The sequence below is a fragment of the Cohnella phaseoli genome (genome assembly GCF_003386235.1).
Lineage (GTDB): Bacteria > Bacillota > Bacilli > Paenibacillales > Paenibacillaceae > Cohnella > Cohnella phaseoli.
The window spans coordinates 51419-78414 of record NZ_QRDZ01000044.1; the positions used below are offsets into that span (position 1 = coordinate 51419).

At 54.9% G+C, this 26996-nt stretch carries 21 protein-coding genes; 18 read left to right on the top strand and 3 right to left on the bottom strand.

Annotation, left to right across the window (positions count from 1 at the left end; translation table 11 throughout):
• The first annotated feature begins 35 nt into the window (after window positions 1-35).
• From DFP98_RS34955 to DFP98_RS35005, 11 genes are all read left to right on the top strand, one after another.
• Complete coding sequence (locus tag DFP98_RS34955) at window positions 36-1832, top strand: sensor histidine kinase (protein WP_116065271.1); 1797 nt, start codon at window positions 36-38, stop codon at window positions 1830-1832.
• Entirely contained in the window at window positions 1822-3264 is a 1443-nt protein-coding gene (locus tag DFP98_RS34960; protein ID WP_116065272.1) for a response regulator, read from the top strand. Before DFP98_RS34955 ends, DFP98_RS34960 begins: the two co-directional genes overlap by 11 nt.
• A gap of 208 nt (window positions 3265-3472) precedes the next feature.
• A complete protein-coding gene (locus DFP98_RS34965; protein WP_116065273.1) occupies window positions 3473-4813 on the top strand; it encodes an ABC transporter substrate-binding protein in 1341 nt (446 codons plus the stop codon).
• An 80-nt stretch (window positions 4814-4893) separates the two neighbouring features.
• Window positions 4894-7821, top strand: a complete 2928-nt coding sequence (locus DFP98_RS34970) for an extracellular solute-binding protein (RefSeq protein ID WP_116065274.1) — start codon at window positions 4894-4896, stop codon at window positions 7819-7821.
• 20 nt (window positions 7822-7841) lie between these two features.
• On the top strand, window positions 7842-8819 hold the full coding sequence (locus DFP98_RS34975; protein WP_116065275.1) for a carbohydrate ABC transporter permease: 978 nt from the start codon (window positions 7842-7844) through the stop codon (window positions 8817-8819).
• A 3-nt stretch (window positions 8820-8822) separates the two neighbouring features.
• Window positions 8823-9710 (top strand): carbohydrate ABC transporter permease, encoded by an 888-nt coding sequence (locus DFP98_RS34980; protein WP_181918135.1) that lies wholly within the window; start codon window positions 8823-8825, stop codon window positions 9708-9710.
• Between the two features lie 20 nt (window positions 9711-9730).
• Complete coding sequence (locus DFP98_RS34985) at window positions 9731-11827, top strand: YIP1 family protein (protein WP_116065276.1); 2097 nt, start codon at window positions 9731-9733, stop codon at window positions 11825-11827.
• 11 nt (window positions 11828-11838) lie between these two features.
• Window positions 11839-14436 (top strand): DUF5696 domain-containing protein, encoded by a 2598-nt coding sequence (locus DFP98_RS34990; protein ID WP_116065277.1) that lies wholly within the window; start codon window positions 11839-11841, stop codon window positions 14434-14436.
• Window positions 14433-15332 carry a carbohydrate ABC transporter permease gene (locus DFP98_RS34995; protein ID WP_116065278.1) on the top strand — a complete coding sequence of 300 codons (900 nt, stop codon included), beginning with the start codon at window positions 14433-14435 and terminating at the stop codon, window positions 15330-15332. The genes DFP98_RS34990 and DFP98_RS34995 overlap by 4 nt, the downstream gene beginning before the upstream one ends.
• A 25-nt stretch (window positions 15333-15357) precedes the next feature.
• Complete coding sequence (locus DFP98_RS35000; protein ID WP_246017038.1) at window positions 15358-16320, top strand: carbohydrate ABC transporter permease; 963 nt, start codon at window positions 15358-15360, stop codon at window positions 16318-16320.
• A gap of 61 nt (window positions 16321-16381) precedes the next feature.
• Window positions 16382-17995, top strand: a complete 1614-nt coding sequence (locus DFP98_RS35005; RefSeq protein ID WP_116065279.1) for an extracellular solute-binding protein — start codon at window positions 16382-16384, stop codon at window positions 17993-17995.
• 80 nt (window positions 17996-18075) lie between these two features.
• On the opposite strand, the gene serA is transcribed toward DFP98_RS35005, so the two are convergent.
• Both serA and DFP98_RS35015 read right to left on the bottom strand, forming a co-directional pair.
• Window positions 18076-19668 (bottom strand): phosphoglycerate dehydrogenase, encoded by a 1593-nt coding sequence (gene serA / locus DFP98_RS35010; protein WP_116065280.1) that lies wholly within the window; start codon window positions 19666-19668, stop codon window positions 18076-18078.
• Between the two features lie 267 nt (window positions 19669-19935).
• A complete protein-coding gene (locus tag DFP98_RS35015) occupies window positions 19936-20856 on the bottom strand; it encodes a hypothetical protein (protein ID WP_116065281.1) in 921 nt (306 codons plus the stop codon).
• 102 nt (window positions 20857-20958) lie between these two features.
• Between DFP98_RS35015 and DFP98_RS35020 the strand changes: the two genes are divergently transcribed.
• Together DFP98_RS35020 and DFP98_RS35025 are read left to right on the top strand one after the other, a co-directional pair.
• Window positions 20959-21555 (top strand): CPBP family intramembrane glutamic endopeptidase, encoded by a 597-nt coding sequence (locus DFP98_RS35020; protein ID WP_116065282.1) that lies wholly within the window; start codon window positions 20959-20961, stop codon window positions 21553-21555.
• Window positions 21552-21884: a hypothetical protein gene (locus DFP98_RS35025; protein WP_116065283.1), complete on the top strand. Its 333-nt coding sequence runs from the start codon at window positions 21552-21554 to the stop codon at window positions 21882-21884. The genes DFP98_RS35020 and DFP98_RS35025 overlap by 4 nt, the downstream gene beginning before the upstream one ends.
• Here the strand turns inward: DFP98_RS35025 and DFP98_RS35030 are convergent.
• The gene (locus tag DFP98_RS35030) at window positions 21842-22723 is read right to left on the bottom strand and encodes a polysaccharide deacetylase family protein (protein ID WP_116065284.1); all 882 of its coding nucleotides are present in this window, start codon (window positions 22721-22723) and stop codon (window positions 21842-21844) included. The genes DFP98_RS35025 and DFP98_RS35030 overlap by 43 nt on opposite strands.
• A gap of 153 nt (window positions 22724-22876) precedes the next feature.
• On the opposite strand from DFP98_RS35030, the gene DFP98_RS35035 reads away from it, so the two are divergent.
• The 5 genes from DFP98_RS35035 to ypeB all read left to right on the top strand — a co-directional run bounded on the left by DFP98_RS35035 (window position 22877) and on the right by ypeB (window position 26524).
• Window positions 22877-23248, top strand: a complete 372-nt coding sequence (locus DFP98_RS35035) for a YtxH domain-containing protein (RefSeq protein WP_116065285.1) — start codon at window positions 22877-22879, stop codon at window positions 23246-23248.
• A gap of 186 nt (window positions 23249-23434) precedes the next feature.
• Window positions 23435-24034 (top strand): genetic competence negative regulator, encoded by a 600-nt coding sequence (locus tag DFP98_RS35040; RefSeq protein ID WP_116065286.1) that lies wholly within the window; start codon window positions 23435-23437, stop codon window positions 24032-24034.
• A gap of 91 nt (window positions 24035-24125) precedes the next feature.
• A complete protein-coding gene (gene prsW / locus DFP98_RS35045; RefSeq protein WP_116065287.1) occupies window positions 24126-24821 on the top strand; it encodes a glutamic-type intramembrane protease PrsW in 696 nt (231 codons plus the stop codon).
• A 53-nt stretch (window positions 24822-24874) separates the two neighbouring features.
• Window positions 24875-25033 (top strand): hypothetical protein, encoded by a 159-nt coding sequence (locus tag DFP98_RS39360; protein WP_209077679.1) that lies wholly within the window; start codon window positions 24875-24877, stop codon window positions 25031-25033.
• A gap of 135 nt (window positions 25034-25168) precedes the next feature.
• Complete coding sequence (ypeB, locus tag DFP98_RS35055; RefSeq protein ID WP_116065289.1) at window positions 25169-26524, top strand: germination protein YpeB; 1356 nt, start codon at window positions 25169-25171, stop codon at window positions 26522-26524.
• Window positions 26525-26996 lie beyond the last annotated feature (472 nt).

The window sequence follows — 26996 nt, forward strand, 5'->3', positions numbered from 1 at the left end:
GGAGCCGGACTCGGCTAACGGAACGGGGGATCGATATGAACCTGCTGCGAAGATTGACCATTCGTTCGCAAATCTCCATTATCGCTTGCCTGATCGCGCTTGTCGTCATGGCGATTTTGTCGGCGAGCTACCTGCAGATGGCGAAAATGATCGGCTCCAACAACGAGAAGCTGACGAGCGATCTGGTGCTCCAGATGAGGCAGACGGTACATTCCAACAAGGACGTTCTGGAGCGTCTGATGATGAACATCGCGTTTAATATGGACGTGCAGAACTTCCTGATCGAACCGGACAAGACGGAGAGCTTTATGCTCTCCAAACGGGTAGACAATCTCTTTATTAATTCGAGGACGCTGAAGGAAGGCATCCTCGATATTGTCATTCACGGAGAAGACGGGCGTTGGATCGATATCGCCGGAGGGAGAGGTTTGACGAAGCCGTACCGGGGCGCGCTCACGGAAGGAAAATTCTTTCATTATTACGGGCTGCAAAATTTCGGGCGTCACTACGAGCTGGAGAACGTATTCCTGATCGGCTCGAAAATCAAATATTCGCAGCCGGGAGAACTGTTTAACGATACGATCGGCACATTGTTCTTCGTTGTCTCCCCGCAGGCTCTGCTCGGCGAGATCAGCGATCTGTCGGCGGAAATGAATACGATTTCATTTTTCGTCGATTGGCAGCGCAAGGTCGTCTCGGGCAACGAATCGCTGCACACGGTCGACGGTCTGGAGCTGCTGGGCGTCGGTCGCGACGGCTCGATCAAGCGGGAAGTAGAGTGGGAGGGCGAAACCTATATCGCCCACTCCGAGTATTTGCCGGATATGAAAAGCGCGATCGTCAGCATGATTCCGAAGGATGCGATTATGCGCGACATGAACGCGATTCGGATTTTCTTCATTGTGATGTTCCTGATCGGCGGTTTCGTTATGATGCTGCTGTTCAGGGCGATTACCGGCAACATTTTGCACCCGTTGAAGAAGCTGATCAACTTTATGAGCACCGTGAAGCGCGGGGATCTCGCCAAGCTGAAGGGCAGAATCGATCTGGACGGTTACGTGGAAATCAGCCTGATGGCGACCGAGTTCAACAACATGCTGAACAAGATCGATTCGTTGACGCGAGAGCTGCTCGATACGCATGCCGCCCTATATGGCGCCGAGCTGGAGAAGAAGAAAGCCGAGCTCGCCTATTTGCGCAGCCAGATCCATCCGCACTTCCTGTACAATACGCTGGAAATGATCAAAGGCATGGCTGCGGTCAAAGGCGCGCAGGAAATCCGGGAGGCGGCTTCTTCGCTCGGCAGCATTTTCCGCTACAGCATCAAGGGGGAGAGCGTTGTGCCGTTTCAGACGGAGCTGGGCGTCGTGGAGTCCTATTTGCAGATTCAGCGGCTTCGCTTCGGCTCGCGGTTAAACGTCCAGATGGAGATTGACGAGAACTGTCTGAATTGCCATGTGCCGAAAATGATTTTGCAGCCGATCGTCGAAAATGCCGTCTATCACGGCCTTGAGCCGAAGGAGGAGCGCGGCGTTCTGCGCATTGAGTCGTACTTGGACGAACGCCGCGATCTGATCGTCGTCGTCGAAGACGACGGAATCGGCATGGACGCGATCCGGCTGGAACGGCTGCAGGCGGCGCTGTCCGAGGAAGACTACCGCACGAGGCTGGGAGGCGAGGAGAGGCACAGTATCGGCTTCGCCAATGTGAATGCCAGAATCAAAATGATCTGCGGCCCGGACTACGGACTTCAGGTGGCCAGCAAGGAGGGCGGAGGCACGCTTGTCCGGGTGAAGCTATCGACGAAAGGAGAATTGCTTCATGCGATATAAGGTATTGCTCGTTGACGATGAGGCATGGGTCATTGAAAGCTTGAAGGCGAACGTCGATTGGCAGCTGCATGGGTTCGAGGTGGCGGGAACGGCGTTAAGCGGCGGCGAAGCGCTCGCCAAGATCGACGAAATTCGGCCGGACGCGGTGTTTACCGACATTCGCATGCCCGGCATGAGCGGCCTGGAGCTGATCAAGAAGGGCAGCGAGCTTCCGTACCAGCGCGCGCATTACATCGTCGTGAGCGGCTACGCGGAGTTCGCCTATGCGCAGAAGGCGTTGACGTACGGAGCGTTGGCTTACTGTCTGAAGCCGTTCGACGAGAACGAGATCATCGCGATTTTGCACAAGATTAAACGGGAAAAGGATGCAAGGGCGGCGAGGGCTCCTGAGCGCGGCAAAGCGCTGCAGGCGTTTCTGGAAATTCCGCTCGATGCTCACCGCGCCCAACTGCTGAATGAGCTGGAAGAATGCGGCTTGTCGATGGAGCCGGACGAGGGCGTCTGCGCGATCGTCTGCGCCTTGGGCGGTCCCCCGTCGGCACTCGCGACGCTTGAGTTGCTTCACGTTAAGATCGGCGCTTGCAAGCAGCTGTTTCTCGCGCCATGGGAGCGGATGGATGAAGCGATCGAAGAGATTCGCGAGGCGCTGGCCGACGGTTTGCGGGGCATCGGGGTCAGCGGTCGGATCACGGACATTGACCTGCTGACCGAGGAGATCGACGCCGCGAATGAGGCTGCCGACCATTACTTCATTGCCGGCAGCGCAGGAACATTCCGCAGGCGGAAGCCGAACAAGGCGACCTTTCACGATGCGATGAAACAGCTCGGAGACGCCATCCACGAAAGCGATCTCGCCGCGGCGAACAGAACCTTTGACGCCATCGCCGCTTTATTCCGAGATGCCGACCTTTCGGTAAAGCATGCGCTGCATCTGTACAATATGGTCCACTCGCTGATGTATCGCTTCCAATCCGATATTTCCGACGGCATGTTGTACAGCCATGAGCTGCTGCTCGCCGGATTTCCGTCGCTGGCGGAGATGCTTCATTATTTGCGACAATTCGTCAGCCGTTATATGCTGGAAACTCCCGAATTCGATTCCCAGGATTCGAGCAATGAAACATTCCGCGCCATTCTGCAATTCGTCAATCAAAACTACCTCCAAGACATTTCCATCCAAAGCTTGTCCGGCAAATTTTATACGAACCCCAGTTATATCTGTCAGCTTTTCAAGAGAGAGGTAGGGGACACGTTCACCTCCTACATCGCCCGGCTGCGAATCACCTATGCGTGCGAGCTGCTCTCGCGTACCAATCTGCTTGTCGGAGAAATCGCCGAGAAGGCCGGCTATTCCGATTACTTCTACTTCACGAGATCGTTTAAGAGAATTGTCGGCAAGACGCCGTCGCAGTATCGCGAAGAGATGAAATAAAACGGTATGCACAATTTTTAGTGATATTATGAAAGCTCTTACATGAGGAGGCCGCTTCCCGCAATTCCAGGGGGCGGCCTATGTACGAAAAGTATACATTCCGCGAAATACTCCTCGCCCGCCCATCCCCTTACAATTAAAACGGAAGCGAGTGAAACCGCTTTCGGTAAACCGAGCTTCTACACTATTTTTAGTAGGGGGACGAAGAATGAGGATAAAATGGCTTTCCACGATGCTCGTCGCGGTTATGCTGGTGCTGGCGGCTTGTTCCGGCGGGAACGGTGGCGGAGGCAACGAACCGTCGCAGCAGGCTGCACCTGAGGCGTCGCAGCCCGCCTCGCCGGCGGACTCGGGCTCAAGCGAGCCTTCGCCCGCTGTCGAAGAGCCCACGCCCGCGCCTTCAGACGGCCCGATCGATTTGAAAGGACGGACGATCCGGATCGGACAATGGTGGGGAATGGAAAACTACCTTTCCGAAGAGGAGAAGGAGCTGCAGAAGAAGGCCGAAGAGAAGTTTAACGTCAAAATCGAATATGTCACCGTTCCGTTCGGAGAAATTCAATCGCGCATTATCACAACCTCGGTTGCGGGACAGCCGTTTGCCGACATTATTATGATTCCGCTCGAGTGGTCGATTCCGAAAATGGTGAGCGAGGGCTATATCCGCAACATCGACGATCTGGTCGATATGGCCGACCCGAACTGGAACTCCATTATGCTTAAGTACGGCAAATACAACGGCAAGCAATACAGCTTCACCGACAAGGACAACAACGGCCACGGCTTCTTCTACAACAAAACGCTAATCCAGCGCAACGGTCTCGAAGATCCCTATGAGCTTCAAGAGCGCGGCGAATGGACATGGGACAAATTCCTGGAGATGGCCAAAGCGGTAACGAAGGACGGCGTGTTCGGCGTATCGGAGTACGACGCGCCTTCGAGTCTGGCGATTCCGTTTATTTATTCCAATAATGCGGCGGTGACCAAGGACGACCAGATTACGTACGACGCTCCGGAAGCGCTTGAAGCGATTCAGTTCGTATCGGATCTGTACAACGTTCATAAAGTCGTAGGCGGCAAATGGGCCGAAGGCACGACTTTGTTCTACCCCGGCTACCGCTGGGCCGCTTACGACTTCAACGGCAGCATGGCCGACGATTGGGGCTACGTCTTTTTCCCGAAAGGGCCGAACGCCGACAACTACGTCGTTCCGACTACGATCAATATGTGGCATCTGATGGCCGACGTAGAAAACCCGCGCGAGGTTATGGCCGTATGGAAGGAGCTTTACGAGCGGGATATCGAGAAGGGCTTTGACGCCGTTATCCGCGCCGAGGAAGCCAACTTCCGCAACCAGGAAGGACTTAATACGCTGCGCAAAATGCTCGGCAACGGGACCGTGCTGCAATTTTTCGCCTACGAGGGATTCAGCAACTACTTCAACGAAGCGATCAACAATATTATGGCCGGCAAAGGAACGCCGTCGAGCGAACTGGCGCGCATCAAACCGCTTACGCAAGCCGCTATCGACGTCACGCTAAAAAAATAGACGTCTACAATACTCAGCTGCGGGCACCCCAATGGGCTTAAACTGTTGGGGTGTCTCTCTTAAGCGGGAAGGGGATCCCTATGGTTCACAGGAACGGCTACAAAAGAGCGAAAGCGGCCCTGTTCGTGACGATATGCGCGCTGCTCCTGCTGTCCCAGCCGCATCGCTTGCAGGGCTTGTCCGCCGTCGAGGCGGCTTCCGGCAGCGAGCGTCCGACGCTTGATCTGGGCAGTCAAAACGAGGGGAGCTACGATTACTATCTACAGCAGCATCGCGAGGCGCCAAGGCCCGACCGGGAGCTGGTCATCGAGGGAAGCGACTATGCAAGCGCCGAAGGGATGGAGTCGATCCGCGTGCGCGAAATGGAGGGCCAGCCCGTTCATGCGGCGGAAACCGGGGAGTCGGGCAGCATGACGTGGCGGGTTGAAGTGCCCGAAGCGGGACTGTACGGAATTGCGATCCGGTACTACCCCGTGAAGGGGAAAGGAGCGGACATCGATCGCGAATTGTGGATCGACGGCCAGCTGCCGTTCGCGGAAAGCAGGAATCTGGTGTTTCGCCGGGTGTGGACCAACGAAGGGGATACGATCCGCGACGACCGCGGCAACGATATGCATGCGAAGCAAATCGAACGTCCGATGTGGCAGGAGACGTTTGTGCAAAGCTCCGACGGCCGTCATAACGAGCCCTATTTGTTTTATTTGTCGGAAGGAAGCCATACGATTACGCTCGTATCCGCCAAAGAAAAGATGCTCGTCGATCACTTGCGAATCGCTCAGCCTGAGCGGGCCGAACTATACGAGGACGTATTGTCGCGGTACGAAGCGGCGGGTTATCGGGATGCGGCGGATGCGCTCGTTAAAGTGCAGGGAGAGCATGGCGTATTGAAATCGAGCCAGGTGCTGTACCCGGTTATGGACCGCAGCAGCCCGGCAACCGAGCCTTACCATGTGTCGCAAATCAGGCTCAATACGATCGGCGGCTATAACTGGTCGAGAGCCGGGGATTGGATTACTTGGGAAATCGAAGTCCCGGAGGACGGACTTTACCATATCGGCGTCAAGTATCAGCAAAGCTTTCAGAGAGGCGTAACCTCGTATCGGAAAATGTATATCGACGGCAAGCTCCCGTTCCGCGAGGCGAACAGCATTGCTTTTCCCTTTTCGACCGGCTGGCGGATGAACCGGCTCGGAGACGGGGCGGAGCCCTACAAGTTTTATTTGACGAAGGGGAAGCACGAGATCAAACTGGAAGCCACTTTGGGCGAGATGGCGGAGATGCTGCGCACCGTCGAATCGAGCGTCCTTGAGCTAAATCGGATGTATCGCCGCATCATTATGGTGACGGGCGTCGTTCCGGACGAGTTCAGAGACTACCAGTTGGAGCTGAAAATTCCCGAGCTGCTCGGCGTGCTCGACGAGCAGGCAGCCATCATCGAGAAAGTCGCTCAACGCGTCGAGGAAATTTCCGGGGGCAGCAGCGACCGGACCGCGCCGCTCAAACGGCTTGTGTACCAACTCAGGGACATGGGGACAAAGCCGGAGACGATCGCTCGCCGTCTGGAATCGTTCAAATCCAATACGAGCTCCTTGGGCGACTGGATCTATTCCGTCGATTACATGCCGCTATCGATTGATTATTTGGCCGTTGTGTCGCCCGATCGGAAGCTGCCGGCCGCGGAGTCGGGCTGGTGGGGCAAGCTGGAGCATCAGACGAAGGCGTTTGCGTACTCTTTTTTCACAGATTACAACCAGCTCGGCGGTTCGGGGGGCGGCAAAGAAAAGATTAAAGTGTGGATCACCCAAGGGCTTGATCAAGCCAAGCTCGTTCGACGACTCGTCGACGAATCGTTTACGCCGGATATGGGGATCGACGTCGACATTCAGGTCGTAAACGAAAGCGTGCTGCTGCAGGCGATGCTGGCCGGGCGCGGACCGGACGTCTCCTTCGCGCTGGCCAACGATAAACCGGTCAACTATGCGCTGCGCAACGCGGTTGCGGATCTGTCGCAATTTCCCGGCTTCGAGCAGGTCCGAAGCCGCTTCCACGAGAGCGCCTTCGTTCCTTACGAATTCAACGGCGGCATCTATGGGCTGCCGATCGAGCAGAGCTTCTTGGTGCTTTTCTACCGCAAGGACATTATGGATGAGCTTGGCATGAGCATTCCGCAAACTTGGGATGGCGTGTTCGAGATGATCCCGGAGCTGCAGAAGCAAAATTTGCTGTTCGGCTTTCCGATCCAGGTGCTTGTCAAATTGGGCTCCAACGTACAAGGCAGCGCCGCGCTGCCCGTCAATCCGACCTATGGCGCGCTGCTCTTCCAGAACGGAGGAGAGCTGTATCGCGACGAAGGCAAGGCCAGCGCGCTGGACGCGGAAGTGGCGATCAAGACGTTCATGGATTGGACGGAGCTGTATACGACCTATAAGCTGCCGCTTACGACGGACTTCGTCAACCGGTTTCGCAGCGGCGAAATGCCGATTGCCATCGCCGATTATACTCGCTTCAACATTATCAGCATCGCGGCTCCGGAGCTGAAAGGGCTGTGGGATTTTACACTGGTGCCCGGCGTTCGCCAACCGGACGGAGAGATTCGCAGAGACGTTCCCGCTACAGGAACGGCAGCGGTTATTCTGGAGGACAGCAAGCATAAGGAGGCTGCGTGGAAATTTCTCGACTGGTGGACGAGTACGGAAATCCAGGCGAGATACAGCCTGGAGCTGGAAGCGATTTTCGGTCCGGCAGGCCGTAACTCCACCGCCAATCTGGAAGCCGTCGCGCAAATTCCATGGCAGGTAAAAAGCTATCAAACGCTGATGGAGCAATGGCAGTGGTCAAGAGGCGTTCCGGAGGTCGCAGGGGGCTACTTTACGGGCCGGCATCTGGACAACGCGTTCCGCAGCGTCGTCATCTCCAATGAGGACCCGCGGGAAGCGCTCGACCAGTACACCCGGTTCATTAACGAAGAGATCTTCAAGAAGCGCAGCGAATTCGGACTGCCAAATTAGCGGAAAGGGGGCGATAGGCCATGGCATCCGGCAAGAGCGGCACGGCTTTTGAGCCGAGGGGTTCGACCGGAGCGGTTAGGCGGCCGAACGCGAGGCGGGGCAATCTGGCCCGGCTGATCGGCGAAATCAAGAGAAAACGGCACGGATATACGCTTCTTGCCCCGTACTTCATTTTATTTTTCACCTTTACGGCGTTTCCGGTACTGATGGCTTTTGCGCTCAGCTTTACAAGCTTTAACGTGCTTGAGCCGCCCAAATGGGTCGGATGGGAAAATTACGCGAACTTGTTCGTCAAGGACGAAGTGTTTCTCACCGCTGTCAAAAATACGCTGCTGTTCGCCGCCGTTACCGGACCGATCAGCTATGTCGCCTGCTTCTTCCTGGCATGGCTGATCAACGAGCTGTCCCCGGGAATACGCTCGGTTGTGACGTTGCTGTTCTATGCGCCGTCGATTTCCGGCAATGTGTATTTGATCTGGCAGGTGGCCTTCTCCGGCGATTCGTTCGGCTACGTCAATGCGTTCCTGATGAAATGGGGGTTCGCCATGGAGCCGATCCAATGGCTGCAGGATCCCAAATATATGCTGCCAATCATCATGGTTGTCCAACTGTGGCTAAGCCTCGGCACCGCTTTTCTCGCCTTTATCGCCGGCTTGCAGGGGCTGGACGCTACGCTGGTCGAAGCGGGAGCGATCGACGGCATACGGAACCGCTGGCAGGAGCTGTGGTTTATTACGCTGCCTTCGCTGCGGCCGATGCTGATGTTCGGAGCGGTTATGCAGATTACGGCGTCGTTTGCAGTCGCGGACGTCGCGACCAATCTCGTCGGCTTCCCGAGCCCGCAGTACGCGGGGCATACGATCGTGACTCATCTGAACGACTTTGGCGCGATCCGCTTCGAGATGGGCTATGCCAGCTCGGTGGCGGCCGTCCTGTTCGCGATGATGCTCGGAACGAATCTGGTCGTGCAGAAGCTGCTGCGGAAAGTAGGTGAGTAAACGATGTTATCGATGCCCGGACTTCGCTTAAGACGCAAGAAAAAGCTAAACCGTTCGATCGCGGTCGACTTGGCATTATTCCTGGTGCTGTCGGCTGCGGGAGCCTTCATGGCCGTTCCGTTCGTGTTTATGGTCAGCACGGCGCTGAAGCCTCTCGACGAGATGTTTCTGTTTCCGCCTACCTTTATCGTTCGCTCGCCCACGCTGGACAACTTTTACGATTTGACGCTCATTTTCGCCAATTCGTGGGTGCCGCTTTCCAGATACATTTTCAACACCGTATTCGTCGCCTTCCTCGGAACGGCAGGCCACGTCATTCTGGCTTCCATGGCGGCTTATCCGCTGGCGAAGCTGAAGCTGCCCGGGGGCAATCTGCTGTTTACGATCGTGATTTTGTCGCTGATGTTCGCGCCTCAGGTGACCGCCATTCCGAACTATTTGACCATTACGTGGCTCGGCCTGTTGGATTCTTACTGGGCTCTGATTTTTCCGGCGCTCGCCACTTCGCTTGGCTTGTTCCTAATGAAGCAGTTCATGGAGCAGATTCCCGACGCCCTGATCGAAGCGGCCAAAATCGACGGCGCAAGCGAATACCGGATTTTCTGGAAAATTATTATGCCGATCGTTAGACCCGCTTGGCTGACGCTCGTCATTTTCTCCTTCAAAGGGCTATGGGGGACCGGCAGCGGCGAACAAGGAGCTTCGTTCGTATACAGCGAGCAGCTCAAAACGATGGATTACGCTTTTGGTCAGATTTTGTCCGGCGGATTCGTTCGTTCGGGGCCGATGGCAGCGGCAGCGCTCATTATGATGCTCGTGCCCGTGTCGATCTTCATCCTCACCCAGAGAAGCGTCATCCAGACGATGTCGACTTCTGGGCTGAAGGACTAATTCAGAGAGGGGGTGAGCGTGTGGCATCCATAAGGAGCATTTTCGGGATCGCGCTGCTGGTCTGCGTTCTGTTCGGCTTCTCCGCTCCGGCCTATGCGGCGCTTCCCGACTACGGCTACAACTATTCTTATTGGCAGGAAGCGGAGCCCGCTCCTTATCCCTATTTGGCGGAAAAGCATATTTACGGGGCAACGCTGGGGATCGGCCATTTCAATATGCCGCAGGACGTGTTCGTGTCGAGCGACCGGCGTATCTATATTGCGGATACGGGCAACAACCGGATCGTCTGCCTGGACGAATCGGGCGGCTTGCTTCGCGTCATCGACCGCTTCGAATACGACGGCAAAACCGACGGCTTCAACAAACCTTACGGCGTGTATGTCGATGCGAAGCAGGACATCTACGTAGCCGATACGCATAACCGTCGGATCGTTAAGCTCGGCAGCGACGGCAAGCTGCTCGCCGTGTTCGGACCTCCGGATTCAAGCCTGCTTCCGCAGGATTTTCAATATTTTCCGCTGAAGCTCAGCGTGGACCGGACGAACCGGATTTACGTCGCGGCGCAGGGAGCCTTCGAGGGCATTATGGAGCTGGATGCCGGCGGCGGCTTCAAAGGCTATGTAGGCACGAACAAAGTCCGGTTCAGCCCGGCCGATCTGCTGTGGAAACGTATATCGACCCGCCAGCAAGCGGAGCAAATGGAGCTGTTCCTTCCGGTTGAATTCAGCAATTTGGAGGTGGACAAACGGGGGTTCATCTATGCCGTGTCCTCGGAAGCCAACTCGCTAACGCCGATCAAGCGGTTTAACCCGGCCGGAGAAGATATTTTGCGGCGGGAAGGCTATTTCTCGCCGCTGGGGGATGTGTCGGTCATTCGGCTGGACGCCTCGCAGGTCGACGCTCCGGAGCTGCGCAACGAAGGCAGCTCCCGCTTCATCGATATCGTCGCCGACGAAGGAGGCATGTACAGCGGACTCGATTCGACCCGCAACCGGATATTTACCTACGACCGCGACGGCAATCTGCTATACCAGTTCGGCGGGATTGGCACGCACGAGAACAATTTTCAGAAGCCGACCGCGCTGGCGATGCTCGGCGACCGCGTAGCGGTGCTCGACAACGAGACGAACCGCCTGACGCTGTTCGCTCCGACCCGATACGGCGGGCTGATCCGCCAGGCGGTCAAAGCCCAGGACGAAGGTCGAGCGGAGGAGGCGGCAGCGGCTTGGGAGGAAGTGCTGAAGCTGAACGCCAACTTCGATATCGCCTACATCGGCATGGGCAAAGCGCTGCTGAAGCAAAACCACAACAAGCAGGCGATGAGCTATTTCGAAAACGGCAACAATCGCAAGTATTATTCCGAAGCTTTTAAGCGGTATCGCAAGGATGTCGTGTGGGATCACTTCGGTGCGATCATGGGCGTAGCGATCGGCGCGTCAGTGCTGGCCGTTGCGGGTCGCATCTACTGGAAGAGGCGCCGTCCCCAGCTTTATTTCGTCGATGCGAGCGTGGCGAGAGCTCCCTTCTATACGGCGTTCAGACCGTTCAGCGGCTTCTGGGAGCTGAAGTACGAGAGCAAAGGACGGGTCTCCATCGCTCTTCTTATTATGGTTGTGCTAGTCGTGACGATGATTATGAAGCGGCAGTACGCCGGCTTCGTCGTGAACTTCAACAAGCTGAGCAGGCTGAACAGCGTGGATGAGCTGATTTATATCGTGTTGCCGGTTCTGCTGTTCTGCATAGCCAACTGGTCGCTGACGACGCTAATGGACGGGGAGGGCAAATTCCGCGAAATCGTCATGACGGTCGGCTACGCCATGCTCCCGCTTGTGATCCTGTACGCGCCGCAAATTTTATTCAGCAATATCATCACGCTGGAGGAGGCGCCGTTTTATTACTTAATTGAAACGGTCGCCGTGATCTGGTTTCTGTGGCTGCTGTTCGTCGGCTTGATGACGGTGCATCAGTATTCGATCTTCAAAACGCTGCTGACGCTGCTGCTGACCTGTGTCGTGATGGCGTTCATCGTCTTCCTCGGCATTCTGATCTTCAGTCTGCTGCAGCAGATGACCGCATTTATCATTTCTATCGTCACAGAGATTCGGGCAAGGTTCTAGGGGGGACCGGCATGGGCAAAAAAACGAAATGGATCGTCATCGCAGGCTGCTGCCTTGCGCTTTCGACCGCAATTATCCTGCATGAGGCCTTCCCGGAAGCGAGAACGGAACCGGACATACGTGCGGAGAAGAAGGCGGCTGCGGAAAAAAGACATTCGGCGACGGTGAAAACAAATCCGGAGGCCGAAGTAACCGTTGCCGCGATCGGCGAGGCAGCCGCGGAGCTGCCGGCAGGCATGCGCGTCGTTGCGGAAAACTCGCGGCTGCAGCTGTTGCTGAACGACAAAACGACGGAAGCCGCCGTCAGGGAGAAGCGCAGCGGCATGATCTGGTCGACCAATCCGCTGGACCGCGACAAGGATTCGATTGCAACCTCCGTCAACAAGGCGGAGCTGGCTTCGCAACTGATTTTATCCTACTACAACGATCGCGGGCACGAGTCGTTTATCAACAACGCTTCCGAAAGCATCGAGAAGGGGCAGTTCGAGATCGCGCCGATCGATAACGGCGTGCGCATCGTCTACGAAATCGGCAGCTCGGAGAACGGGCTTGGCGCGATTCCGCAGGTGGTTTCCAAGGAGCGATTCGAAGAGCGAATACTGGGGCAAATCGAGGATGAATCCGTCAGAAACCGTCTGCGCTCCCGCTTTTTTTTCAACGAGGAGCGCAGCGTCTACGAACGCAAAAAGATGCAGGATTACATCGTCAAAGACGTCGTCGCCATCCTCGAATCGATCGGGTATACGGCCGAGGAGGCGAAGCGGGACAGCGAGTCCGCCGGAGCGGCGAAGGAAGAAGGGAATGAGGCGCCGCGCTTTGTCGTCCCGATCAGCTATGAGCTGGATGGCGCCAACCTGGTCGTTCGCGTCGACACCGATGCGATGGAGGACACGGAAGCTTTTCCGCTGCACGACATGCAGCTGCTTCCGTTCTTCGGAGCGGCCGGCATGGCCGAGGAAGGCTATATGTTCGTTCCGGACGGCTCGGGAGCGCTGATTGCGCTTAACGATACGAACAAAGGAACGCGGGCGTATGAAGCGCCGCTATACGGACCGGATCGGACGCCGCTAGATAGCGGGCTGACTCTTGCGCAGTATACGCAAATTTCCCGGCTGCCCGTCTTCGGGGTCAAACGCGGCAACGAGGCGATGTTCGCCGTTATCGAGCAAGGAGACGCCGTGGCTTCCATTCGCGCCGACACAAGCGGTAAGCTGAATAGCTACAATCGGATAGGCGCGTCCTTCCGGATGAAGAATATGGAGCCCGTGGAGTTCAGAGCCGGCTCCGTAACCCGGCAGGTTCCCAAATATTCGCAAAGCTACGATAGCGGAATTACGCTGCGATACGGCTTTTTGTCCGGCGACTCGGCGGACTATGTCGGCATGGCGCATTCTTATCGAGATTACTTGGTTAAACGTTACGGCCTGACAAGAGTTCAGAAAACGAGCGATTCCCCGTTCGTACTGGAGCTGATCGGTTCCATTCCGGTGCGCGAAACGTTTCTCGGCATTCCCTATAAGTCTGTCGAGCCGGTCACGACCTTCGAGCAGGCGATCGATTTAATGGACGCGCTGCAGGCGCAAGGCGTCTATCAAATCCGCCTGAAATATTCCGGCTGGTTCAACAAGGGCTATTATCACTCTTTTCCCGATACGATAAAGCCGGACTCCGTACTAGGCGGACGCAAAGGCTTCGCCGAGCTGGCCGGTTACGCGCAGGAGCGCAATATCGAGCTGTATCCCGACGTTGCGTTCCAGCGCGTGTACGTCAACGGCAAAGGGTTTCGGGCTTCTCGCGATGCGGCGAGGTTCCTGAACCGCAAGTCGGCCAAAAGCTATAAACCCGACATCGTGACAACCAATCCCAGCGATATGGAATATTACTTGCTGTCTCCCCGCAAGCTTCCGAAGGTCGTCTCCGAGTTTCTGGACGATTATGCGCCGCTCGGGGCCGGGGGAATATCGCTCAGGGATCTCGGCGAGGATCTGAACAGCGAGGTGACGCCGCGGGAGACGCTGAACCGTCAGGAAGCGGCCGAACTGGCTGCATCGGCGCTGCAGACGATTCGGGACGCAGTCGGACGGACGCTGCTGAGCGGAGGCAACGCCTATGCCATTCCTTACGCCGACACGATTACGGACGCGCCGCTGGAGAGCAGCCATTTCAATATCGCGCCCGAGCAGGTTCCGTTTTATTCCATTGTGCTGCGCGGCTATGCCGACATTTCGGGAGCGCCGATGAATCACGGCAAGGATCAGGACCCGCGTTCCACTCTGCTGAAAATGCTGGAGACGGGCTCGAACGTGTTCTACCAGTGGTTTTACGAGGAGCCTTCGGCTATTCGCGATACGAAGCTAAACGACTTGTATTCCTCGCATTACGCCAATTGGCTTGACGAAGCGGTCGGCGTATACAAAGAAGCGAACGCTGTACTGAAGCAAGTGCAGGGTCAGACGATCGCGGATCATCGCAAGCTGGCGGATGGCGTCTATGAGACGACATACGAGAAGGGGCTAAAGGTTATCGTGAATTACAACAAAGCTGCGGTTACGGCTCAAGGCGCGGCAATCGAAGCGCTAGGCTACCGCGTGATCGGAGGTGAACTATGATAAAGCTGAAGCGGATGACGCTGCGCAGACGGAAGGCGATGCTCGGCATCCTATTCGTATCGCCGTGGCTGCTCGGATTTCTGTTCCTGTTCCTCGTACCGCTGTACGAATCGTTCGTATACAGCATGAATTCGTTAACGCTCGTCAAAGGCGGCTTCGATACGAGCTATCAGGGCTTCGCTTTTTACCGCGAGTTGTTTCAGATTCATCCTACCTTTAACCGGGTGCTGACGGAATCGATTACGGATATCGTGATCAATGTGCCTTCGATTATTATTTTCAGCTTGTTCGTGGCGACGCTGATCAACCAGAAGTTTCGCGGGCGGGTATTCGCGAGAGCGATCTTTTTCCTGCCGGTTCTTCTGGCGGCCCCGGTATTGTCGCTGGAGAACAGCACGGAGATGAACACGATCGCCTCCTCAATAACCGGAGCCTCCGATGAAGGCGGATTTCTTTTTACGAGCTTTGAACTACAGCGCCTGCTGCTCGAAGCGGGAGCAGGGCAGGGCATTATCAACTATATTACGAGCTCGGTCGATCGGATTTACGAAGTCATCAGCTCCTCCGGCGTGCAGATTCTTATTTTTCTCGCGGCGCTTCAATCGATTTCGCCATCCCTGTACGAGGCGGCGAAGATCGAGGGAACGACGGGCTACGAAGCGTTCTGGAAAATTACGTTCCCGATGCTCAGCCCGATTTTGCTGACGAACGTCGTGTACTCGATCGTGGACGCCTACAGTCGCAATGCGCTCAGCCAGATGATCACCGATACGGCGTTCCAGTCGCTTAATTTCAGTCTGAGCGCGGCGATGGCCTGGGTTTATTTTCTCGTGGTAGCAGCGATTCTACTGATTACGACGACGCTCATCTCGCGCAAAGTATTTTATTACGACTAATCCCTCACCTAAGGAGGCGTGCGCCTTGAAGCCAGCAATTGTTCCCCGTGCAGAAGCGTGGTTAGAGCATGTCAAGCGGGTCCACCCGATCTATTGGGCGAAGCATTGGAGTTGGGTGACGGTGAGAGCGATTCTGGTCATCGGCTTTTGTTTCGTCATTTTGTACCCGCTGTTTTTTAAGCTCTCCGTTTCCTTCAAGGATCGGGCGGACATTTACGACACTACCGTGCTGTGGATTCCGAAGCATTTTACGTTCGACACGATCAAGATCGCCTTCAAAGCGCTGAATTACCCGAAAACCGCCTGGTATTCGTTCACGATTGCCGGCGTATCGACGCTGCTGCAGGTGATCTCTTGTTCTTTGGCCGCCTTTGCTTTCGCGCGGTTGAAGTTCAAGGGAAGCCATCTGCTATTCGGAGGAGTTATCTTTACGATCATCGTGCCGGTGCAGACGATCATGATTACAACCTATCTTAACTATCGCTACTTCGACGTGTTCGGGCTTGTGGGATTGTTTACGGGGCAGCGAGGCGTGAATTTGCTGGACAGCTACTGGCCCTTTATTTTGCAATCGATAACGGGAATGGGCATCAAGAGCGGTCTGTTCATCTTTATTTTCCGGCAGTTTTTCCGAGGCATTCCGACAGAGCTGGAGGAGGCGTCGTATATTGACGGATGCGGCGTTTTCCAATCGTTCTACCGCATTATGCTGCCGAATGCGATACCGGCGATCGTAACCGTTGTGCTATTTTCTTTCGTCTGGCAGTGGAACGACAACTACTTCGTATCGCTGTTCCTGACGTCTACGGACGTGTTGTCGACGAAGCTGCCGGTCATGTGGGCGTCATTCTCGCTGACGGATCCGCTGTACGCCTACCTCGTCAAAAATGCCGGAGAGCTGCTGTTTATCGTACCGATCGTCCTGCTGTACATGTTTGCCCAGCGGTATTTCGTAGAGAGCGTGGAGCGAAGCGGACTGATCGGATAATTGGTATAATGAGGATCAGAGTACCTCTGTATGGCGAACCGGCTTGAGGGAGGAGACGGCAATGAAGCGTTCCCGAAAGATTAAGTTCATCCTACTGGTCATACTGATTGTGCTAGCGGTCAGCTTCAGCTCGTTGGAGCGCTCGCTGACTTCTTCTCCCGTAAGCGTTCGCCCGATGGGCGAGCATGTGACGCTGTCTATTGCCTTCTGGGATATTGCAACCGCATTCAAGAGCAAGGACGCCGTTCTTCAGAAAATCGAGAAAGAGTTTAATATGACGATCGAGCCGGTTCAGATTACGATGGCCGATTATCACCAGAAGCTGCAAATGTGGGCCACCTCGGATAAGCTGCCGGATGTGTTCGCCCATTCGATCGCCAGCGACTCTCCGGGCATATACAACGAATGGATCAAGCACGGGCTGATCAAGCCGCTGCCGGAGGATCTGACGCCGTATTCCTACGTCGATCAGATTGCGCAAATTCCCGATATCCGCCTGCTGCGCAAAGACAATCAGCTCTATATGCTGCCGCGAATCGGATATCCGACAAACCGATTGTGGATGCTGGAGCGGGTCGTGTTCGTCAGGAAGGATTGGATGAAGGACGCCTTGATTCGAGAGTTAACCGATTTCAAAGACTTTTCCAATATGCTGATGACATTTACGAACCGCCGACTCGGCAGCGGCTCGGAGCCGCCGATTGTCGGGCTTACCGCCGCGGGCATGAACGAATTGTCGTGGGCGTTCAGCTCGACTTTTCCTCAGTTTGCCGCCGGGCAATGGGTGTTCGAGGATAACGTGTGGATTCCCTATTATGCGTCTCGAAAAATGGATGAGGTCGTCGTGCAGCTGCGGGAATTGTACGAGAACGGCGCGCTGGACCCCGATTTCTATTACATGAAGGAAGAGGACGCCTTGTCCAAGTTTGCGCAGGGCCAAGCCGGCGCTCTCGTCTACCGCGCAACCCCAAGCAGTCTAAGCCGGCTGGAAGAGCTGTGGAACGACTACCAGCCGAACCGCAGCTTTCGCGATTCCGTCGATATTTTACGCTTATGGCCGTCTGAGGAGGGACAGCGCTATTATTATGTCGCGCAGACCTACTGGTCGGAGACGTTCTTTAACGCCAAGATCGGCGACGAGAAAATGAGCCGGGTATTGCAGCTATACGACTATTTGCTCTCGCCGGAAGGGCAGAGGCTGACGAGCTACGGCCTGGAAGACGTCGATTACCGGTTGGAGGACGGTCATGTCGTAATGATTCGGCCGATCAACGAAGGCAGCGGCAAGCCGGATGCGATCTCCAGCGTGTATCCATCCATTCCGATTTTCCGTTCGCTGGCGTCCTGGGGCAAGGAAACCGAGTTTCGCTTAAACGAGCTGAACAAGATCAGCTTTGGAGAAGAGAACATCCTCAAAAGCTTGTCCGAGATGGAATGGCTGATCAACAACGCCGTAGCGACGCCCGCTTACCACAAAATCAACTCTCTGTCCACGCCGGCCAAAGACAAATTAAGCGCAATGATTAATCCGCTCGAGGACGTCATTAAAGTGGTGATCAGCGCGGACGATCCGGTCGCCATGTGGCAGGATTACGTGCGGCAGTACAAGGAGCTTGGCTTGGGCGAGGCCATTGCTGAGGTTAATGGGGCGCTGAGCCGCCGAGATAACAGCTAAGCGAAAATGAGAAGGGAGCCGTCCCGTAAGCAGAGTTGCTTACGAGACGGCTCCCTTTTGTGTTCGTTGCGCTGACCCTATCAGTCCAAATGAACTTCCTTAGCGTTGTTCAGATCCGGCAGAGCCGTGATCTCGTTGAGCACCTGCTTCGTAACGCCTTTGTCGACGCCCAGCACCATCACCGCTTCGCCGCCGACGATTTTGCGTCCGACCTGCATCGTGGCGATGTTGATGTCCTGCGTACCGAGCAGCGTGCCTACGCGCCCGACGATACCCGGCTTATCGTGATGCGAGATAAGCAGAATATGGCCTTGCGGCTCGACGTCGACCGGAAACTTGTCGACCTGCGTAATCCGCGGTCCGAAGCCGTTGAGCAGCGTACCGGCGACGAGGCGTTCTTCCTTGTCCGTGCGCAGCGTAACGCTGACTTGGTTCGTGAAGCCTTTAGTCGCATGGGATTTCGTGACGACGATATTTACGCCGCGAATTTTAGCCAGGTGCATCGCGTTGACGACATTGACCTGATCGGAGCCGAGGTGATAGGCGAGTACGCCTTCCACAACTCTGCGCGTCAGCGGCTGCGTGTCGACGTCCGCCAGTTCTCCTGCATAAGTGACGGCGATCTCTTTAACCGCGCCCACGGCGATCTGCGCCGAGAAGCTGCCGAGCTTCTTGCCGAGCTGGAAGTAAGGCTCCAGCTTGTTCATGACGTCGGCCGGAACCGGAGGCATGTTCACCGCGTTCTTGAACGGCTCGTTGCGCAGAATGTGCAGCAGCTGTTCGGATACGTCGATGGCGACATTCTCTTGCGCTTCGATGGTCGATGCGCCGAGGTGAGGCGTCACGATGATTTTCGGGTGCTTCAGGAACGGATGCTCGGGAGCCGGCGGCTCTTCCTCGAACACGTCGAACGCCGCGCCTGCAACCTGTCCGGCGTCGATCGCTTCGACCAGCGCCTGTTCGTCTATGATTCCGCCGCGCGCGCAGTTAATGATGCGTACGCCGGGTTTGATTTTTGCGAATTGCTCTTTGCCGATCATATGGCGGGTTTCCGGAGTCAGCGGCGTATGAACCGTGATGAAGTCCGCTTCCGCGATAATGTCTTCAACCGAAGCTTTGCGCACGCCCATTTTATCGGCGCGTTCTTCAGTCAGGAACGGATCGTAGCCGAACACGTTCATGCCGAACGCCTTGGCCCGGGAGGCGACTTCGCTGCCGATCCGGCCCATGCCGAGCACGCCAAGCGTCTTGTTGCGAAGCTCGACGCCGACGAACGATTTGCGATCCCATACGCCGCCGACCGTTTTCAAATAGGCTTGCGGGATATGGCGTGCAACGGCCATCATCATGGCGAAGGTATGCTCGCAGGTCGTGATCGTATTGCCGTCCGGGGCGTTGATTACGATAATGCCGCGCTTCGTAGCGGCTTCCAAATCGATGTTGTCTACGCCGACGCCCGCGCGTCCGATAACCTTGAGCCGCTTGGCCGCTTCCATAATGCGCTCGGTGACGCGCGTCTGGCTGCGTACGAGCAGAGCGTCGTATTCGCCGATGATGGCGACCAGTTCGTCCTCGCTGAGGCCTGTTTTCTTGTCGATAGTGATATCGGACGCTTCAACCAGAAGCGAGATGCCCAAATCGCTGATCGGATCCGATACGAGTACTTTGTACATGTGGAACCCTCCTTCAAAGTATATATAGGTTAATTCCAACGATTTGGAAGTCCCATTAACCTATATAGAAAACACCCTCAACCCCCGATTGTCCGCATAGGGCGGATTACGGAGCGTAGAGGGTGAATCCGCAAATTCACTGCTTTAAGTATCGACTTGCCACGAGCTTGATTCCAACTGCCTTTCCTATTTTATAGCAATAGGGCGGACAATTGCAATGGTGAATGTGAGACAATTGACGCTTTGTAGCGTTAAAGGACTAAAAAACTATTTTCCTGACGAAAAGAACGGGAGCTGCGGAAGCTGTTCGCTTGCGTACAATCTCGATTTGACTTCTTTGAAGTAATCGCTCGTCACCGCTTCGGTGCTGATCAGCAAATCCGCAACTGCGTTGAAGCTTTTGATCTTCCGTTTGTCGGCTTGGCCGGAGGCGATGAATTGATCGACCTTGGCCGCCAAATCGTGAGGCAAATACTCGGTAAGGGCGGCTTGCCCGGACATATAATCGGAAGAGGCTTTCAGTTTGACGATGAGTGGAAGTTTCTTCCAATCGGCAATCGAAATGGCGCTCATGCCGTCGATATTGGCCGGAATGTCCGCATTGACGGCTTCGGCCCACTTCAGCATCGAACCGAAGTAATCCTTCTGTCCGTTCAACGCAAACTTCAGCGCTTCTTTATAGTAAGAGTTGGCATCGATTTTATCGAGCGCGGCCTGGGCGGAGCCTTCGTTTACATCCGCGGCCAGAGCGGCGAAGCCTTCCTCGAACAGCTTTAGGCTTTTCATGTAATTCGTTTGCGCCGATTTAAGCTGCGGGGAGACGGGCGCAACATAAACCCCCTTGATTGCGTCGTATTTAAGCTGGGCGGTTTTGGCGAGTTGCTTAAGCGTGGCCGAGCGGTCGGACGTCGAATCGCTCAACCACTTGTTGCGCGCTTCGAGCCAGTCGTTTTGAAATTCACGATACGACAAAAATACGGTATGATAGAAGGACACCAAATCCTGCTGCTGGTAGGCGTTTGGCTGCGGAGAGGCGGTCGCCTCCTCGGCTGGTTCGGATATTTGACCGGCTTGAGCGCGGTCGGTGCCCACTTTGACTCCGTAGAAAAAAGCGCCAATCGCGACTACGAGCATGAGCAGGAAGGCAAGGGAAAACATAAGATCAGAACGGTTCAGACGCTTCTCCATCGGTTGCTCCTTTTATTAATGTTCTTTGTAGTGATTAATAGTCCTAGTATAGAAAAAAACGCCACTTTTGAACATACAAAAAAATGCAAAAATCGAGGGATCATGGGAAAATTCGACATTCGCAACATAAAGATTCGTAAAGTCACGGTAGATCAGCTGAACGACAGGATGTTGCTCGCCAATCTCTATGTGACTCAGGCGCTTACTCTTATTATCGGTATTGTATGGATATTATTTCAGCGCAGAAATCCTATAGAGCTGTTTTATTTTCCGGAAACTTGGGAATTTGCCGTCTGGGGCTGCGGATTGACGGGGCTAGTGCTGTTGTTTGATCTGTCGATTTCCAGATTCGTGCCCGAGGAAGCTTCGGACGACGGCGGAGTGAACGAACGGATTTTCCGAACTAGGCCGATCTGGCATATCGCAGTCATTTCCTTTGTCGTGGCGGTGTGCGAAGAGCTGCTATTTCGCGGCGCCGTGCAGCATGCGTTCGGGCCGTATTGGACCAGCATTTTGTTTGCGGCCATCCATGTTCGCTACTTGCGTCATTGGATCCCGACGGGAATGGTATTCGCGATTAGCTACGGATTGGGCTGGATTATGGAATATACGGGCACTTTATGGGCGCCGATTGTGGCGCACTTCCTGGTGGACTTCATTATGGGATGCATTATTCGTTTGCGGAGGGAAGAGAAATGAAGGAAGACCAAACGTCCCCCTTATCTGCATGGGAACGTTACGTGTCGGCCAAGAAAGCCGCTTTCGGCGCAGAGAATGACGAGGAAGCGCTGACTCTGGATCAACTGGAGGAGGCGATCGCGCAGGCCGCTGCGAGCGCGGGCGTGCCGGAAACCGGCATGCCCCCTCGCGCGGAAGTCCATCCCGTCAAAAGAAGCCAGATTTCGAAATGGTTTTACTTGACGCTGGTCGTCCTCTTCGCGCTGCTGGTCGCAGGCTTGATCTGGTGGGGACGCCAACAGCAGGTTTACAGCTCGATATCGATGGCGTTGGGATCGACGAACGAATAGCCTTTATCTTCAAGCTGCGTCAGCAGCTCGTCCAGCGCCTTGGCCGTCCAAGGCAGCTCGTGCATGAGAATGTTGCTGCCCGGATGCAGCTGCTCCAGCACATTGTCGATGACCGTTTGAGGACGTTTGTCTTCCGCCAGCTTGTTCATGTCCCAATCCAGCGAACCGTTCGACCAGGTCATGAACAGCAGCCCGTTGTCTTTGGCGATCTGGCGAACGGAATCGTTCGACGCGCCGAACGGAGGGCGGAAGAACACAGGGGCTTTGCCGACCGTCTCCTTGACGATCTCCTGCACGCCTTCGATTTGCTCCTTGATTTTCGGAGCTTTTTCTTTTTTTAGATCGATATGATCCCAAGAATGGTTGCCGATCGGCTGCCCGCGTTCGTCGATTTTTTTCAGCAATTCGGGATTTGCTTTGACGCGGTAGCCGTTGACGAAGAAAATCGCTTTTGCCTGGTGCTTGTCCAGCGTATCGAGCAGAGGGTCGAGCGTCTCGGGAGCTTTAGGGCCGTCATCGAAGGTCAGAAGCACGACTTTGTTGTTGGTTGTCTCCTTGTCGATGGGGACGATAAAGTAGTTTTTGTTCATGCGATAAGCCTTCTCGACAGGCGTCGGTTCGGGCTCGACGCTCGTTGGCGGAGTCGATTCGGCAGGAGTCGACTCCGAGGGAGACGGTTCCGACGAGGCGGACGGGGAAACCGTTGCCGTCGTTTCCGGTACGATTGCGGAAGCCTCGGGCGAAGCCGACGCGTTCGGCTTGCTTGCGCCGCCGCAAGCGGAGACAAGAGCGCTGAGCAGCAGCAGGGAAGTGCAGATCGAAATCAGTCGACGATTCATGTTGTAATTCCTCCGTTTGTCATTCATTAGCATGTTTGATTGTAACATATGCCGCCCTGTATCGCCTTATTTTCGACAGAGCCGTTTCCTTAATTTGATCCGCATGTCCGCTGCGACAGGAGCCACACTAACGTTAATAAGGGGGTGGCAATTGTGAAAATAGGGACTTTCGTAATGGGAGGACTGGCCGGAGCTGCGCTTGCCATTTGGTTCCAGCGCAATCGGAACCTGACGGCGGCTATGGCGACCGCAGGCCAGAATGTCAAGGAGCGCATGATGGGGATGAAGGACGACGCTGTCGAGAAGGCGATGAACATGAAGTTCGCAAGCAGCTTCCGTCGCCTTGGCGCAGAAAGCGGCAATGAACAGCAGCGGCATCATACCTCTCGCCAAGCTTCTTCGCATTCGAATTTAGACGAAGAGGAAGGCGGAATGGAGCAGATCCGCAAGCTGATCTCGCAGGACCCGGAGGTCGGCAAGGAAGTGGATGCAATTCTTGGTCAGAACGGACATCCTCACAATTAGAACTGCGATTATCGGCGGCATCGTTTCTCCTTGTCGGGAGGAAACGGTGCCGTTTTTTTGCCGTTCGAGGGTTTTCCCTAGTGCATTTCGGCGGGAGAAGTGATAACATGATCTCAAGCAACTTTTCATTCACGCATTATATGCATAATCATAAGCTGTTATCACCGGCAGAAGGAGGATCCTGTCATGAGGATGGAGCGGCTTAGCCAAGACAAAATTCGGATTTTCCTCACGTTCGATGATTTGACGGAGCGCGGGATCCAGAAAGAAGATATGTGGCGCGAAATTCCGAAAGTTCATGAGTTGTTCAGCGAAATGATGGACCAGGCCTATAACGAGCTTGGATTCGATGCATCCGGACCGCTTGCGGTAGAAGTGTTCGCCATGCCTGCGCAAGGAATGGTCGTGATCGTTACCCGCGGCAAGCTGGAACGCGACGCCGAATCCGTCGTCGAAGACGAAGAAGAAGTATACGAACTGGAAGTGACGCTTGAACAAAGCGAAGCCATCATATATCGCTTCAAGGACATCGAGGATGCGATCGGCGCCGCGAAGACGCTTGCCGGCCGCCTAACGGAAGACGGTAAAATGTATCGGTATCAGAACCAGTGGGTACTGGTGTTCGACCCTGCCGGCTTGGAAAGCTCAAGCTATCATGCGCTGATTGCCGTGCTCGCCGAATATGGCGAAGCGACCTCGATTACGCCTGCCGTGCTGGAGGAGTACGGGAAGCTGATAATCGAATCCGACGCGATCAAAGTATTGGCGGAGCATTTTGCGAATTAACCCGTCAGTTCCGTTGTTCGATTCATGAGGAGTCGCCTGCGATTGCGGAGCGACTCTTTTGTAATGAAGCTGGGGAAGGGGGAACGACTGAATGCTGATTGTGTCGGTGCTGGCGGCTGCCATCGTGCCGGGGTTTGCTTTACTGGCCTATTTTTATTGGAAAGACCGCTATGACACCGAACCGATCTCCATCGTGCTGAAAATGTTCATGTTCGGCGTACTGATCGTGCTCCCGATTATGATCGTCCAGCGAAGCCTCGTTCTTTGGTGGGGAGAGTCCCCCTTCGTCTATTCCTTCATCATTTCTTCCGGCGTTGAGGAATTTTTCAAATGGTTCGTGCTGTACCATATTATTTACAACCACACGGAATTCGACGAGCCGTACGACGGCATCGTATACGCCGTCGCCGTCTCGCTAGGTTTCGCCACGTTGGAGAACGTTCTGTATGCCTTCTTGCAGCCGGCGACGTTCGGAACGCTATTTATGAGGGCGTTGCTGCCTGTTTCTGGACATGCCTTGTTCGGCGTGCTAATGGGCTATTCGCTCGGCAAGGCCAAATTTTCCGTCGGCAAGGGCGTCAAGCTGCATTTGTGGCTCGCCTTGCTTGTTCCGATCGTCTGGCACGGTTTTTACGATTTCATGCTGCTGACGTTCCCGCCGACATGGCTCTGGACGGCCGTTCCATTCATGTTCCTGCTATGGTTTATTGGAATGAGAATGGTGAACAACGCCAACGCGGTGTCGCCTTTTCGCTTCCTTAAGCGCGAGGAAGAGGTTAAATTTTAGCCGATCCGTCGATACTGGGAATGGGAATATCCGGTATGAAGGAGAGGATGCCGTTGTCGCAGCGGCTGAAGGTGACGATCAGGTGCAATCGATGCAACGAAAAATTCGTTTTGCGCGGACGCAAGGAACACGGCAAAGTCGATACCGGTTTTAAAATGTGTCTGTGCAGCAATGCGGACGATTTCGAAATCGTAGAGGAAGCGCTCGGGTAACGATGCTGCTTCCTCTTTTTCATGAATTCGAAAAGTTCGATTTTCAGCACGGAGATGAAAGTTGGCGCATAATGTCAGCCCCTTATTCCCACAATAACGGCATTACCTTGTGGCAATGAAAGGGGTCGGCTTTTCATGTACGCACGTTTAAGCTCCGTTATGTTTCCGATCTTTACGCTTATGTTTGTCGGAGCAATCGTCTGGGGATACCAGGAGCACCAAGAAAAAAATTCAGTATTGATCAAGGCGGAAAACCAGTATCAGCGCGCGTTTCACGACTTGAGCACCCATATGGGGCGGCTCCACGATCAGATCGGGGAAACGCTTGCGGTATCCTCGGTGTCGCACGGCATGCAGCGCAAAGGCCTCGTTAACGTCTGGCGGCTGACGAGCCAGGCGCAGAACGAGATCAATCAGCTTCCGCTCGCCATGCTCCCGTTTAACAAAGCCGAGCAGTTTCTGTCCAGAATATCCAACTTCGCTTATCGGACGGCCGTTCGCGACTTGACGAAACAGCCGTTGACCACCGAGGAAGTGAAGATGATGAAGTCGTTGTACAAGGCGTCCGACGATGTGAATCGGGAACTGGGCAAAGTACAGGATGCCGTCCTTAAAGACCGACTGCGCTGGATGGACGTCGAAGTCGCGATGGCGAGCGAGAACGGGCCTCGGGACAACACGATTATCGACGGCTTTAAGGCGATGGACAAGCAGATGGGCGCCTATCCGGAGACCGATTGGGGACCTTCTGCGATGTCCTCCGATCGTAAGCTAAGCACGTCTGGATTGGACGGCAAACAAATGACTCCCGAGGAAATCAGAAGGAAGGCGCTCGAGTTTTTGGGAGCGCAGGCTCGAGGCGGCGAGGTCAGCGTTAGCGAGGACGGCAGCAAGACGGATATGCCGGCTTACACGGTGTCCGTTCAAGGGAGCGGGGGCGCGACGATTCAACTCGACTACACGCGCAAGGGCGGACATCTGCTCTGGTTTATGAACCCCCGGGAGGTCAAGTCGCGCAAAATCAACTTCGATACGGCGCGCAATAAAGGCTCGCAGTTTCTTGTCAGACACGGCTATCCGGATATGACGCCCATCTCTTACGACGAATACGATCATGTCTCCGTTTTCACTTACGCGCGTACGATTGACGGAGTAAAAATCTATCCGGACAAGGTGACGGTGCGGGTTGCGCTGGATAACGGCGAGATCGTCGGCTTGCAGGCCAGAGACCACGTTTTCGCCAAAAAGCTGCTTACTCCCGGCAAGCCGAAGCTGACCAAGGAGCAAGCTCAGAAAGGGCTAAACCCCGACTTCCGGGTCGAAAACCACTCGCTTTCCTTGATCGAGAACGACATGAGGGAGCTGACTTTGTGCCATGAGTTTGTAGGCAGAGTCAACGACCACCGTTATCGGATCTATTTGAACGCGGAAACCGGTCTGGAAGAAAACATCGAGCAGCTCACGGACGCGGAAAAGTCGCTCTTTAAATAAATGCATCGGCGAGGCTGTCCCACAAGCGCTTCAAGTTGCTGTGAAAAATAATCGATGCACAAGTGAAGGGGATGTACCTCCTTCCGCTGCTATACGCTCCTGAACCTGAATAGGTAAACCCGTGATAAGGTCGCTTCAGGAGCGTATGAGGCAGTCTCCAGGCCACGATTGACCTCCAATGTTTCCATATAATTCAATAAATTATCCGTATAATCGTCGAAGGCGCTTTAGTGACACGTAGTCCCTGATCTAGCTTGATTTATATGGTTTTTCCTACAAACGTCCGTCGTATGAGCCTGAGTGGGGCAGCTTTGTATGGTTTTTCCTACAAACGTCCGTCGTTTGAGCCTGAGTGGGGTAGCTTTGTATGGTTTTTCGTTACTACTTAGGTCTCCCGAAAATAGGGAGACTTTTTCATAAATTTTAAAGGAATTTGGATACCACACGACGAACTATTTCTAATATACAAGTG

Excerpts from the sequence above, each read along its gene's own strand:
- DFP98_RS35025 (WP_116065283.1), top strand. The coding sequence starts at position 21,552 with ATGAAGGAAGACCAAACGTCCCCCTTATCTGCATGGGAACGTTACGTG.
- DFP98_RS35020 (WP_116065282.1), top strand. The coding sequence starts at position 20,959 with ATGGGAAAATTCGACATTCGCAACATAAAGATTCGTAAAGTCACGGTA.
- DFP98_RS35040 (WP_116065286.1), top strand. The coding sequence starts at position 23,435 with ATGAGGATGGAGCGGCTTAGCCAAGACAAAATTCGGATTTTCCTCACG.
- DFP98_RS35015 (WP_116065281.1), bottom strand. The coding sequence starts at position 20,856 with ATGGAGAAGCGTCTGAACCGTTCTGATCTTATGTTTTCCCTTGCCTTC.
- prsW (WP_116065287.1), top strand. The coding sequence starts at position 24,126 with ATGCTGATTGTGTCGGTGCTGGCGGCTGCCATCGTGCCGGGGTTTGCT.
- DFP98_RS34955 (WP_116065271.1), top strand. The coding sequence starts at position 36 with ATGAACCTGCTGCGAAGATTGACCATTCGTTCGCAAATCTCCATTATC.
- DFP98_RS34970 (WP_116065274.1), top strand. The coding sequence starts at position 4,894 with ATGGTTCACAGGAACGGCTACAAAAGAGCGAAAGCGGCCCTGTTCGTG.
- DFP98_RS34975 (WP_116065275.1), top strand. The coding sequence starts at position 7,842 with ATGGCATCCGGCAAGAGCGGCACGGCTTTTGAGCCGAGGGGTTCGACC.
- DFP98_RS34965 (WP_116065273.1), top strand. The coding sequence starts at position 3,473 with ATGAGGATAAAATGGCTTTCCACGATGCTCGTCGCGGTTATGCTGGTG.
- DFP98_RS34980 (WP_181918135.1), top strand. The coding sequence starts at position 8,823 with ATGTTATCGATGCCCGGACTTCGCTTAAGACGCAAGAAAAAGCTAAAC.
- serA (WP_116065280.1), bottom strand. The coding sequence starts at position 19,668 with ATGTACAAAGTACTCGTATCGGATCCGATCAGCGATTTGGGCATCTCG.
- DFP98_RS34995 (WP_116065278.1), top strand. The coding sequence starts at position 14,433 with ATGATAAAGCTGAAGCGGATGACGCTGCGCAGACGGAAGGCGATGCTC.
- DFP98_RS34960 (WP_116065272.1), top strand. The coding sequence starts at position 1,822 with ATGCGATATAAGGTATTGCTCGTTGACGATGAGGCATGGGTCATTGAA.
- DFP98_RS35005 (WP_116065279.1), top strand. The coding sequence starts at position 16,382 with ATGAAGCGTTCCCGAAAGATTAAGTTCATCCTACTGGTCATACTGATT.
- DFP98_RS35030 (WP_116065284.1), bottom strand. The coding sequence starts at position 22,723 with ATGAATCGTCGACTGATTTCGATCTGCACTTCCCTGCTGCTGCTCAGC.
- DFP98_RS34990 (WP_116065277.1), top strand. The coding sequence starts at position 11,839 with ATGGGCAAAAAAACGAAATGGATCGTCATCGCAGGCTGCTGCCTTGCG.
- ypeB (WP_116065289.1), top strand. The coding sequence starts at position 25,169 with ATGTACGCACGTTTAAGCTCCGTTATGTTTCCGATCTTTACGCTTATG.